We start from the raw sequence: 11,505 nt of genomic DNA on the forward strand, positions 1-11,505 counted from the left end.
TATGGCCTGGTGGAATTATTTATTGCTGGTAAATATTTACCTCACCCTGTTCTTTGGCTTTTATGCGCTGCTGCTACGCCGCGAAACTTTCTTTCAGCTTAACCGCATTTACCTGGTAGGCGCTGCACTGCTATCGTTTTTTATACCGCTTATACAATCCGACTGGTTAAAAGATCTGTTTATTACGCGGGAGGTGCAAGCAACCTTTTATGGCTCGGGCGCAGATATTAACATCACAGCACTCGCACCTATAAAAGACAGCCCTTACACGCTTGGCCAGTTGGTGGTGATGCTGTACCTGGCGGGCGTAACGGTACTTGCCCTACGGCTGATGTGGCAATTTATCCAACTGAAGCGGGTGCTTAAGCAGGCCCTGCCAACCGTGCCGTATTCGTTCTTCAACATGATATATGTTGCCGATGATACCGAGAGCAAGGAGGTAATTATGGCACATGAGGAGGTACACGCCAAACAATGGCATTCTGCCGATGTACTTATTGTGGAAGCGGTGATGATACTCAGCTGGTTTAACCCGGTAGTGTACCTGTACCGATCGGCCATTAAGCATATACACGAATACATTGCCGACAGGCAGGCCATAAAAGCGGGTAACGATAAAGCCGAATACGCTATGCTGCTGCTGAGCCAAACCTTTAATGCGCCTGCGCATCGTTTAGTTAACCCTTTTTATAACCACAGCTTATTAAAACAACGCATCATGATGTTACAAAAAAACAAATCGCAGCGCATTAAACTATTGAAATACGGGCTGTCGGCACCGTTGTTCATCATGATGCTGATCTTATCATCGGCCACCATAAACGATAGTAAAGCCGTAAAAAGCATCAATAACAACGCCGAGGAATTGTTTTTGCAGCCTGCATCAGCCATAGTTTCGGAGACAGAAGCATCGGCACTGTACCCCGAGGTGGTAAACGTACTGAGTACCGACAAATCCAGCCCAAAGAAAGCAACCTTGCTAAAAGGGAAGGTTTTTGCCATAGATACTACTAAAAAGGGAAAGGTTTATTTAGCCGTAGAGCAACAGCCACGCTTCCCCGGCGACGATAAAGCCTTTGCGGCCTACCTGGGCAAAACCATCAAGTACCCGCAAACAGCGCGTAAAAACAATGTTCAAGGTCGCGTAATACTGACTTTTGTAATAGAAAAAGATGGTGCCATTACCGATATAAAAGTGCTGCGCGGCATAGGCAGTGGCTGCGATGAAGAAGCGGTGCGCGCACTGAAACAATCGCCAAAATGGATTGCCGGGAAACAAAAAGGCAAGGCAGTGCGGGTTCAATTCGCTGTACCGATAGCATTTAGCCTTTCACCAGAAACCGCTTTAAACACAAGCTCCGCAATAAAGATGCTGGGCGTAGATAATGCCGTATTTACGCAAGTAGAGCAGCAGCCTGGCTACCCAGGTGGCAACGAGGCCTGCGTAAAATACCTCACTACCAATATTAAATACCCTGCCGAGGCCCGTAAAAACAACATACAAGGCCGCGTAATAACCAGCTTTGTGGTACGAGATGACGGCTCGCTTGATGATGTGAAAGTAATAAAGGGTATTGGTTTTGGCGCCGATGAAGAAGCCATAAGGGTTATCAAAAACATGCCCAAATGGTTTCCGGGCATGCAAAACGGCATACCGGTAAATGTGCGTTACACGCTGCCTATTGCTTTTACTTTAAACGGCAAACAATTAAACCTGCAGGGTAAAACAGATCCCGCAACTTTCGTTGAGTTACCAGGACCGGCTAAACCATTATACATGTTAGATGGTAAAGAAGTCATCGGCTTAGACCAGATTAACCCCGACGACATCCAAAGCATCAGTGTGTTAAAAGACAATAGCGCAACCGCACTATACGGCGATAAAGGAAAGAATGGCGTGGTATTAATCGTTACCAAAAAAGCAAAATAAGCTCAGTTTAGTTAATTATAAACCCGGGCCGGCAGCGTAAAACCTGCCGGCTTTTTTGTGGGATAAAACCGTCCACCGTCATGCTGAACTTGTTTCAGCACCCTACGTGGCAGGTCTACAGAATGCAAAGCAGCTAAGCAAAGCCGCCACTTTTATGATGGGGTGTTGAAATAAATTCAACATCACGATAGTTTTTCGCAGGTTTTGAGATAGCGTGCGCCGTATTATATAGCAGTAGGCTTACGTATAATACCCAAAATCACGGCAATAATGGCAATAACGAGCAACACGTGGATAAGGCTGCCCACAGCGGTAAAAAACACGCCGATTGCCCAACCTATAATCAGGATAACAGCGATAATATACAGTAATGAGTTCATGGTTAATGATTTAAATGTTTATGCTTATTTGTTTGTTGAGTAGATATAATAGCCGCAGATTGAAAAATGTTTTAAATATTTGCAGCGGCAAAAGCAAGGCAACATCTTGAGTGTTCGAAAGCTTTGAAATGCGCCGGGGGATGTGCGATTCCCTCAGGGGGAGTTAATAACCAAATTTGTACCGCCCTACAAACAACCGCCGCAATAAGATACCATGAAATATTACACCTTTGGCGATGAGCCCGCCATATCGCCCGATGAGTTTTTTATGAACGAAGCCCTCAAAGAGGCGAGGCTGGCGCTGCAGGAAGACGAGATACCCATTGGTGCCGTAGTGGTTTGCCAGGGCAAAATAATTGGGCGTGGACATAACCTTACCGAGCGGTTGAACGATGTATCGGCCCATGCCGAAATGCAGGCACTTACCGCCGCAACCAATTACATGGGTGGCAAGTATTTACCCGAATGCACCTTATATGTTACGCTGGAACCTTGCGTAATGTGTGCCGGTGCCTCTTACTGGTTCCAGGTAGGCAGGATAGTTTTTGGGGCATATGATGCCAAACGCGGCTTCGGCAGGCTCAACCAAACCATCACTCACCCCAAAACACTAATAACCGGGGGCATTTTCGAAAACGAATGCGCGCAGCTGGTGAAAGATTTCTTTAAGAAGAAGAGATAGGTGGTCCATAGTCGATGGACTATAGTCCATAGCAGGAAAGGTTTTTCTATGGACTATTGACTATGGTCCATGGACTAAAGAAATGACATTAATTTAGAACAAAAAGCCAATTCCACGCTTATATTTGCTCATCACAACACGTAAAACTTAAAAACTGAATATTATGGCATTTACCCTACCGGCGTTATCTTACGCTACCGATGCACTGGAACCACACATCGATAAATTGACCATGGAAATACACCATGGCAAGCACCACAACGCTTATGTTACCAACTTAAACAAAGCTTTGGAAGGCAAACCAGAGGCTGATGCGCATATCGAAGACATCATCAAAAACATTTCTAAATACCCTGCTGCTGTACGCAACAACGGTGGTGGCCACTATAACCACAGCCTTTTCTGGACCTTGCTTTCGCCAAACGGTGGCGGCGAGCCAACAGGTGCTTTAGCAGCGGCTATTGCCAGCACTTTCGGCACCTTTGCCGATTTCAAAACTAAATTATCTGATGCCGGCGCAACACGTTTCGGTTCGGGCTGGGCATGGCTTATCGTTACTGCCGATAAAAAATTAGCCATAACCTCTACCCCTAACCAGGATAGCCCTTTAATGGACATCGCCGAAGTAAAAGGCACGCCTATTTTAGGTATTGATGTTTGGGAACACGCTTACTACCTGAAATACCAAAACCTACGCCCTGCTTATTTGGCAGCGATCTGGAATGTAGTTAATTGGGCACATGTAGCAGAGCTTTACGCTAAAGCGACAGCTTAATATCAAATAACTTTTTAAAACGGCAGCAGTAAAATGTTGCCGTTTTTTTTTGAATAAAAAAAATGAAAAAAAATATACTGTCATACATCGCGCAAGTTATTGGCCGTTCGTCAGAAAGCTCAACTGTTAAAACGGCATATAAGAAATTTAAGGAGCCGGAAAATACAGCCGTCTTCACTACGAAATTTATTACAGCCGACAAACATGCCATTACGCTGGTAAAACATAATAGCGACGATAATACCTGGGAATTTTTTAGCGACGATAAATTCGACGATTATGAAGCTGTCGCCAAAGTGGTTAGCCTTAAGGAGATTATCGCACTTGACAGCAGCGTTTTGGAAATTGCTGATTTAGCTGCTGGATATTGCGCCCACCGAAAATTACGGAATGAAAGTTGGGAAATAGCCCTAATAAAATAAATATCATGAAAGCCATCGTCCTCGAATCCGCGGAAAACCCTATTGTATATAAAGAAGTAGATAAACCAATCGCCGGGCCTGGCGAGGTGCTGGTGGAGATAAAAGCCGCAGCTTTAAACCGCCGGGATTATTGGATAAGCATAGGTAAATATGGGGGGCTTAAATATCCTACGATTTTAGGTGCCGATGGCGCGGGCATAGTTGCCGAAGCCGGCGAGGGTGCAGAAGAATGGCTGGGTAAATCGGTCATCATTAACCCGTCGCATAACTGGGGCGAGCACCCGGAATTCCAATCTAAAAAATTCAAGATTTTGGGTCTGCCCGATGATGGCACCCTGGCGGAATACGTAAAAGTAAAAGCCGAATACCTTTATCCTAAGCCCGCCCACTTAAGCTGGGAAGAGGCGGCTGCCTTGCCTTTAGCGGGCCTTACCGCATATCGCGCTTTGTTCACCAAGGCACATTTAAAACAAGGCGATAAGGTACTGATTGTTGGCGTTGGTGCAGGTACGGGCACTTTCCTATTGCAATGGGCAGTTGCGGCAGGTGCCCAGGTGTTCGTTACATCGGGCAGCGGCGATAAGTTGCAGCGCGCCAAAACTTTGGGCGCAGCAGCAGGTGTAAATTACAAAGCGCAGGATTGGGCCGAAGAGTTAAAGCACGTCTCCGGCGGTGGATTCGATATTGTGGTAGATAGCGCCCTCGGCCCCGATTTTAACAAGATACCCGATTTGTGCAACCCCGGTGGCCGCATTGTATTCTTCGGTGGCACGGCAGGCAATATTCCCGAACTCAATGGCCGCACCATCTTTTGGAAACAGCTACAGATACTGGGTACTACGATGGGTACGCAGGAAGAGTTTAAAGGCATGTTAGATTTTGTAGCCGAACACCAGATAGTCCCGGTAATTGATGAGGTATTCCCGCTGAAAGATGCCGCTAAGGCTTTTGCCAAAATGGGCAATTCGGCGCAGTTTGGTAAACTGGTTATCGCCCTGTAACATGCTGGAATTAAGGGTAGATGGCATCAAATGGGAGCTGCCCAATACAGCGACCTTTTACCTGGTGGAGAAGATAGTACGGCCCGTGCCTTACAAAGCAGGGCAGTTCCTTACTTTTGTATTCGACCACCACGGCGAGGAGATAAGGCGGTCATACTCCCTCAGTTCCTCACCTGATGATAGCAGGTTGGCCATCACGGTGAAACGCATCAGTAACGGGGAGATCTCCCGCTTCCTGTTGAGCAAGGTGAAGGTTGGCGATATCCTTACGGCAATAGAACCGGCGGGCGTATTTACCGTAGGCAACTACGAGGCGGAAAAAGACATAGTATATTTTGCCGCCGGCAGCGGTATCACGCCGGTGCTATCGCACCTTAAATATATGCTTAATAGAAAGGGAAGCAGCAAGTTGCACCTGCTTTACAGCAACCGGGATAAGGCTTCCATCCTGTTCCACAACGAATTAACCGAACTGGAGCATAAATACCCCGACAGGCTCAATATTACCTATTTGCTCAGCAGCGATGCCAACCGGCTTAACAATTATAAAGTAGAGCAACTGGTGAAGCAGCAGCTACAGTTTAGTGCATCGCTGGCCGAATTCTACATCTGCGGGCCATTCCCCTATATCCGCATGATTGGCCTCACCCTGCTATACATGGGCATAGAGCCGGCGCAGATACATAGGGAAAACTTCGTATTGGAAACCGTACCGGTCACCGGCACCTTCAAAACTTACCCACCCCAAAACATCCGCATTAACTACCTGGGCGAGTGGCACGACATACCGGTTGGCGAGAACCAATCGATATTGCAGGCGGCACTACAAAACGGAATCCCCCTGCCCTATAGTTGCCGCCACGGTATCTGCTCGACCTGTGTTGCCAATTGCAAAACCGGCGTGGTGGAGATGGCCAGGAACGAGGTCCTCACCCCCGCTGATATCGCCGCCGGCCGCATCCTCACCTGCACCGGGCACCCTATTACCGACGATGTAGTTATCGAATATCCGTAACAAAAACCTAAAGTGTGACGTGTATTTTTACCCCAAAAAACCTTTAAAAATCGGAGGTTTTTCGGTGTTTTTCTTTGGGTATCAAAATAAATCCGGCTATTGACCAGTTTGCAAATGCCGGTGCGTTTTGCGATGCGATACCGCGCGTGTCGGCTTGCTTTTGGTCTTCGCTTTTTTACGTTTCCCCAGCCATATAATGAACCCGGTGACCGGCAAACTGGCACAGATAAGGCTCGCCAAAAACGCGATGATTTTTGTGGTCAGCCCGAATATTTGCCCCACGTGGATATCGTAGTTCATCTCGTTTAGTTTCAGTCCCGCGCTCTTCTTGTCGTAGATGTAAGCCTTCAGCAACTTGCCGTTGTACTTATCAAACTCGAAGCCTGTTGCGTGGGAATAGTGCATCGATTTTGCATACGCCCCAACACCGATAGCCCCCGAAACGGCTGGGTCGTTATGTATCAGGAACATCTCGGCCTGAGGCACGTTTTTGCGGGCATAGGCAAATGCAAGGTCTATCACCGGCTTAGCAGCTACACCTGCCTGTTTCAACGAATCAGATTTTGGCTCCGTTACTTCGGTTTTATAATCTACCTTCCCAAGGTTGGCCATATTGTAGATGGCCCTACTCACCGGCTCGAACGCGATAGCTAAACCGGTGATGGCCAGTATCAAGGCGATGGACGTGGCATAAAAGCCTAACACGTTATGCAAATCGTAGTTAACCCTACGCCAGCGGCCACCCCATTTGATGGTAAAGCTGCGTTTGCGGTCGGTTTTGCGTTTGGGCCACCACAGGATGATGCCCGTAATCATCAATACCACAAAAATAATAACAGCCACACCTACCACCCATTTGCCAATAGCCGGTGGCAGTAGCAGGTACAGGTGAATATATTCTACAATAATGAAGAAGTTGGTTTGCGGTTTTTCGTGGTGGGTTATCCGGGCGGTGTAGGGGTTAAGGTACACATAATCAAAGCCTTCTTTGCCCGTATTAACCAGTACCGCAGCGGGCCGTTCAGTACCGAAGTAATAAATATAATCGGGACTCCCTTTGGGGTAGGCCTTTTTTACTGTTGCCACCAGCTGCGATGGCTGCACATAAGGTTTACCCGTATTTTCTACTGTACGGTAGCTGTGCATAGCATCCTGTATCTCATCCTGAAAGCAGAAGATACAGCCGGTGATACTCACTATAAACACCACCAGCCCGGAGATGAATCCGAGCCAGCGGTGGCAAAAAAGCATTACTTTCTTGAAATTGGTCATGCTTTAGAATTTGTAGTTGGCGCTCAGTACAACCTGGCGTAAACGCTGAGGGTTGATAGTGGTATAGCCGGTATAGTATTCTTTATTAGCCAGGTTGTTTACGGCTAAGCCGAACCTGTATTTAGCCTTATCATAAAACAGGTTACTGTTTAGTATGGTGTAAGCAGGTAGCGAGAAGGTACCTTCGGCAGCACTGTTGATAATTTTGTTTTTGCTGGCATAGTTGCCGCCGAAACCGAGGCCTAAACCTTTTAAGGCGCTGCCGGGCAAGCGGTAGCTTGCATAAAAGTTAGCCAGGTATGGCGAGCCTGCGGTATTAGGGCGATAACCAATGATAGATGCGTCGCCACCGGTGTATTTAGAATCGTTATAGGCAAAACCGGCTACGATGTTCACAGCAGGTATCGGGTTAGCGACAACCTCTGCCTCGAAACCTTTGCTTACCTGCGTACCATCCTGTACCTGCGCATAGTAGGCTAAACCAGCTATCGACCGCAGGGTATTGGTTACGCTGATGCGGTAGTAGCTAAGGGTGCTGCTCAATTTACCGTCAAACAGCGACAGTTTTACGCCACCTTCAGCCTGGTTTGCGTTTTGCAGTTTGGCTATTGCCGATTGGTTGTTGGCATCCGTGTATAAACCCGGGTTTGAGAAACCATTCTGGTAGTTGGCAAACAGCGACACCTGATCTTTAACGGGCTGGAATATCAAACCGAATTTTGGCGAGAATGCGGTTTGGTTGAATGGCTTGGCCGATTGCGTACCATCTAACAGGTAGCTGCCTTTGTTTTGGTAATTGTCTACACGTAAACCTACCGAAGCAATGAGCCTGTCGGTAAGGTTAATAACGTCAGATGCATAGGCACTATAGGTATTTGTGCGGTAGATGTAGGGATAGGTATTGGCGTTGGTAAGCGGGTTTGCAGCAACGGTAGCATCAACCAATTGTTTGTTGAAAGCGCCATAATCAAAGGTGGGGTCGTTTATCGGGGCAATGCCATAGCTATTGCCATAATAAATCTGGCGTGAGTTTTGGCGCTGAAAATCTAATCCAACCACAAAACGGTGGCGCATACCGCCTATGTTAAAATCGCCGTTGATGTTTTCCTGTATTTCGGTAGCCTCGAATTTACTGTCGGCGGTAGATTGGTCGTTACGGAAAATATAGTTGTTGTTGCCCGGAAGATTTGGTTTAGATGGATCAAGCGCAACGGCTGTCTCATCTGTAATCAGGTAGTAATATGGGCTGGGGCCGTTAGAGAAACTGTGTGTATTGGAGAAAACAGTTTGTGACGTAAGCTTATCAGAAAATTTGTATTTAGCTTCTGCATAGTAGTTTGAGCTACGGGCGTACGAGGTCACGTTATCGTTAGAATAGGCATTCTTGTAATCGATGTTCAACTGGCTAACATCGGTTATACCCATATCTTTAGGGGTATTGTAAAAGAAGAAGAAAGGCTTGGCTGAGTTGCGGCCGGCATACACTTCTGCCTCTAATAAGAAAGATAATTTATCGTTCGCCTTGATCGACAAGCTTGGCATAGCAGCAAATGAGCGGCTCTTGCCATAATTTTGAAAACTACCCTCGTAATTGTAAGCAGTATTTAAACGGAAGGCAACGTTTGAACCCAGCGGAGTATTCAAATCAACAGTGGTACGGCTAAGATCATAATTGCCCACGGTGTGGCCAATTTCCAGTCCAAAGCTTTCGTAAGGTTTTTTGGTAACCCTGTTTATCAAACCGCCATAAGATGCTACCACGCTGCCAAATAAGGTGGCCGAAGGGCCTTTGATCACTTCCAGTTTTTCGATGTTTATCGCATCAATGCCGCTGGTAACCAAACCGGCAATGCCATTACGTAAACGGGTTTGGGTAACAAAGCCACGCAAAGTAAAGTAGCCGCCACCATCGCCTGCGCGGTTGGTAGCATCCCACATTTTCTGTATGCCGCTTGCGTTGCGCAAAGCATCCTCTACATTAAACACCTGCTGCTCTTTCAACAATTCGCTGGTAACGGTGCTGTAGCTTTGAGCGTTCTCCAGGTTGGCCAGGGGTATCTTTGCGGCATCCACACTTATTTTACGGGTAAAACGGTTGGCGCGATTGGCTATTACATTTACCTCGCTCAATTGCGAAAGGCTTGCGTTTATGGTAATCGTTGGCACCACCGTAGTTTGGCCCGCTGTTACGGTAACCGGCACTTCTACCGGCTTTACGCCAACATATGATATAATGAGCGTATAGCTGCCTGCAGGAGCTCTAAATGAAAATTCGCCTGTGTTGTTGGTAGTGCTGCCGTAGCTGGTACCTACTAGGCCGATGGAAACATTGTCGGCAATTTCGCCTTTGGCTGTAGTTACTTTACCGGTAATTGTCCCGCGCGATTGCGCGGCTGTATTTAAGGGGTTTATTAAGGCAATAATAACTGCAATCGCTGCAATCCATAGGGAAAGATGAGGTTGGGGTTTCTGCATGTTTATTTGGACTAATTATAAATAATGATGCGAAAGTACGTCAAGTCGCCCAACTTTGCAAGTTATTTATAATTATTCTAAATAATACGGTGATTATTTGGTTGTTCCTTTTACCCGTGAAGCATTATCCTTCGCAAAGGTTTCCCAGCCCGAATACGATTTTTTGGCCTTGCCGCCCGATGAAACGGGTACACGTTGGAAGGAATGACAAACAGCAACTGCAAGACCATCAGTAGCATCCAAAAAATCGGGCGTTTCTTTAAATTTAAGCAGGGTTTGCAGCATGGCGGCAACTTGTTCCTTGGTGGCGTTGCCATTGCCTGTTATAGATTGTTTTATTTTACGGGGGGCGTACTCCGTTATTACCACGTTGCGTGATAGGGCTGCGGCAATGGCCATTCCCTGTGCACGGCCCAGTTTCAACATCACCTGTATGTTTTTACCGTAGAAAGGCGCTTCTATGGCCAGGCAATCGGGGTTGTAGTTATCTATCAGGGCAACGGTTTTTTCAAAGATGCGCTGCAGCTTCAGCATATGGTCGTCTATCTTTTCCATCTTCACCACGCCCATACTTATCAGTTCAATTTTAGGTCCTTTCTCCAGCACCAGGCCATAGCCCATTACTGCGGTACCAGGGTCTATACCTAAAATGATGCGCTCTTTATTTTCGTCCATGTGTTGTTAGCTAGGGGGAATGGCCTTGTAATACCGGATGTCATACTCATTTATTATCGCTCGCATATTTGACTCACCCCGTCTGCCGACAGGCAGGCCCGACGACCCGCATTCGCGGGCGTCGACCCTCTCTGCTTCGCAAAGAGGGGGCGGGGGGAGTCGACTGGCGACGCCTACACGCATTGAACAAATCAGATGGCATATGGAAGCATTGCCCCTCACCGCAAAACTAAGCTTTAAGCGATGGATTTATGCAGAATGCCCATATATTCTTCCCGGCTTATCATTCGGGCACCCATGCTTTCCAGGTGTTCGGTATAAACCTGGCAATCTATCAGCTCATAATTACCGGTTTGGCAAAGCCAGATAAGCGCTGTTTTTGATGCATTACTGGCCCGACTAAACATGCTCTCGCCGCAAAACACCCTGCCCACTTTTATACCATACAAGCCGCCCACCAGTTCCCCCTGCTGCCAAACCTCTACCGAATGCGCATAACCCTTTTTATGGAGCAACGAATACGCAGCCTTCATGTCATCGGTTATCCAGGTGCCGTCTTGCCCTTCCCGCGGTGTGGTGGAACAAGCGGCGACTACATCATCGAAACACTGGTTGGTAGTAACACTAAACAAGCTGCTGCGCAAAACCTTTCGCATAGATTTGGATATCTTCAGCTCGGTGGGGAATAACACAAAACGCTCATGTGGCGAAAACCACAAGATAGGCTCGCCCTCGCTATACCAGGGGAAAATACCACTTGCATAAGCCAATAGCAGGCGTTCGGTACTTAAGTCGCCGCCAACAGCCAGCAACCCGTCCTCTTCAGCAAGGGCGGGTTCGGGAAATAGGATGCGTTCGTCAAGCCGGAATATCATCCC

General features: G+C 47.3%; 11 protein-coding genes. 6 read left to right on the forward strand and 5 right to left on the reverse strand.

What is annotated here, in order from left to right; genetic code table 11:
• The first annotated feature begins 1 nt into the window (after position 1).
• Entirely contained in the window at positions 2-1,930 is a 1,929-nt protein-coding gene (locus tag E2R66_RS08235; protein WP_133228620.1) for a M56 family metallopeptidase, read from the forward strand.
• A gap of 224 nt (positions 1,931-2,154) precedes the next feature.
• Here E2R66_RS08235 and E2R66_RS08240 read toward each other — a convergent pair whose 3' ends face one another.
• Positions 2,155-2,310 (reverse strand): lmo0937 family membrane protein, encoded by a 156-nt coding sequence (locus tag E2R66_RS08240; RefSeq protein ID WP_133228622.1) that lies wholly within the window; start codon positions 2,308-2,310, stop codon positions 2,155-2,157.
• Positions 2,311-2,524: 214 nt separating this feature from the next.
• Between E2R66_RS08240 and E2R66_RS08245 the strand changes: the two genes are divergently transcribed.
• The 5 genes from E2R66_RS08245 (at position 2,525) to E2R66_RS08265 (ending at position 6,205) form a co-directional block, all read left to right on the forward strand.
• Complete coding sequence (locus E2R66_RS08245; protein ID WP_133228624.1) at positions 2,525-2,992, forward strand: nucleoside deaminase; 468 nt, start codon at positions 2,525-2,527, stop codon at positions 2,990-2,992.
• A gap of 163 nt (positions 2,993-3,155) precedes the next feature.
• Positions 3,156-3,767, forward strand: coding sequence for a superoxide dismutase (locus E2R66_RS08250; RefSeq protein ID WP_133228626.1), 612 nt, complete (start codon positions 3,156-3,158; stop codon positions 3,765-3,767).
• A gap of 62 nt (positions 3,768-3,829) precedes the next feature.
• Positions 3,830-4,189 (forward strand): hypothetical protein, encoded by a 360-nt coding sequence (locus E2R66_RS08255; RefSeq protein ID WP_133228629.1) that lies wholly within the window; start codon positions 3,830-3,832, stop codon positions 4,187-4,189.
• 5 nt (positions 4,190-4,194) lie between these two features.
• Positions 4,195-5,190 carry a zinc-binding dehydrogenase gene (locus tag E2R66_RS08260; protein WP_133228631.1) on the forward strand — a complete coding sequence of 332 codons (996 nt, stop codon included), beginning with the start codon at positions 4,195-4,197 and terminating at the stop codon, positions 5,188-5,190.
• 1 nt (position 5,191) lies between these two features.
• Entirely contained in the window at positions 5,192-6,205 is a 1,014-nt protein-coding gene (locus tag E2R66_RS08265; RefSeq protein ID WP_158288357.1) for a ferredoxin--NADP reductase, read from the forward strand.
• A 96-nt stretch (positions 6,206-6,301) separates the two neighbouring features.
• On the opposite strand, the gene E2R66_RS08270 is transcribed toward E2R66_RS08265, so the two are convergent.
• The 4 genes from E2R66_RS08270 to aat form a co-directional block, all read right to left on the reverse strand.
• Positions 6,302-7,477, reverse strand: coding sequence for a PepSY-associated TM helix domain-containing protein (locus E2R66_RS08270; protein ID WP_133228636.1), 1,176 nt, complete (start codon positions 7,475-7,477; stop codon positions 6,302-6,304).
• Positions 7,478-7,480: 3 nt separating this feature from the next.
• Positions 7,481-9,952 carry a TonB-dependent receptor gene (locus E2R66_RS08275; protein WP_133228639.1) on the reverse strand — a complete coding sequence of 824 codons (2,472 nt, stop codon included), beginning with the start codon at positions 9,950-9,952 and terminating at the stop codon, positions 7,481-7,483.
• Positions 9,953-10,045: 93 nt separating this feature from the next.
• Positions 10,046-10,627, reverse strand: a complete 582-nt coding sequence (ruvC, locus tag E2R66_RS08280; RefSeq protein WP_133228642.1) for a crossover junction endodeoxyribonuclease RuvC — start codon at positions 10,625-10,627, stop codon at positions 10,046-10,048.
• A gap of 236 nt (positions 10,628-10,863) precedes the next feature.
• A complete protein-coding gene (gene aat, locus E2R66_RS08285) occupies positions 10,864-11,502 on the reverse strand; it encodes a leucyl/phenylalanyl-tRNA--protein transferase (RefSeq protein WP_133228645.1) in 639 nt (212 codons plus the stop codon).
• Positions 11,503-11,505: the final 3 nt, after the last annotated feature.

Source organism: Mucilaginibacter psychrotolerans (assembly GCF_004519315.1).
GTDB classification, from domain to species: domain Bacteria; phylum Bacteroidota; class Bacteroidia; order Sphingobacteriales; family Sphingobacteriaceae; genus Mucilaginibacter; species Mucilaginibacter psychrotolerans.

Coding starts and splice junctions, on each gene's coding strand:
- E2R66_RS08240 (WP_133228622.1), bottom strand. CDS start 2,310: ATGAACTCATTACTGTATATTATCGCTGTTATCCTGATTATAGGTTGG.
- E2R66_RS08255 (WP_133228629.1), top strand. CDS start 3,830: ATGAAAAAAAATATACTGTCATACATCGCGCAAGTTATTGGCCGTTCG.
- E2R66_RS08235 (WP_133228620.1), top strand. CDS start 2: ATGGCCTGGTGGAATTATTTATTGCTGGTAAATATTTACCTCACCCTG.
- E2R66_RS08250 (WP_133228626.1), top strand. CDS start 3,156: ATGGCATTTACCCTACCGGCGTTATCTTACGCTACCGATGCACTGGAA.
- ruvC (WP_133228642.1), bottom strand. CDS start 10,627: ATGGACGAAAATAAAGAGCGCATCATTTTAGGTATAGACCCTGGTACC.
- E2R66_RS08270 (WP_133228636.1), bottom strand. CDS start 7,477: ATGACCAATTTCAAGAAAGTAATGCTTTTTTGCCACCGCTGGCTCGGA.
- E2R66_RS08260 (WP_133228631.1), top strand. CDS start 4,195: ATGAAAGCCATCGTCCTCGAATCCGCGGAAAACCCTATTGTATATAAA.
- E2R66_RS08275 (WP_133228639.1), bottom strand. CDS start 9,952: ATGCAGAAACCCCAACCTCATCTTTCCCTATGGATTGCAGCGATTGCA.
- E2R66_RS08265 (WP_158288357.1), top strand. CDS start 5,192: ATGCTGGAATTAAGGGTAGATGGCATCAAATGGGAGCTGCCCAATACA.
- aat (WP_133228645.1), bottom strand. CDS start 11,502: ATGATATTCCGGCTTGACGAACGCATCCTATTTCCCGAACCCGCCCTT.
- E2R66_RS08245 (WP_133228624.1), top strand. CDS start 2,525: ATGAAATATTACACCTTTGGCGATGAGCCCGCCATATCGCCCGATGAG.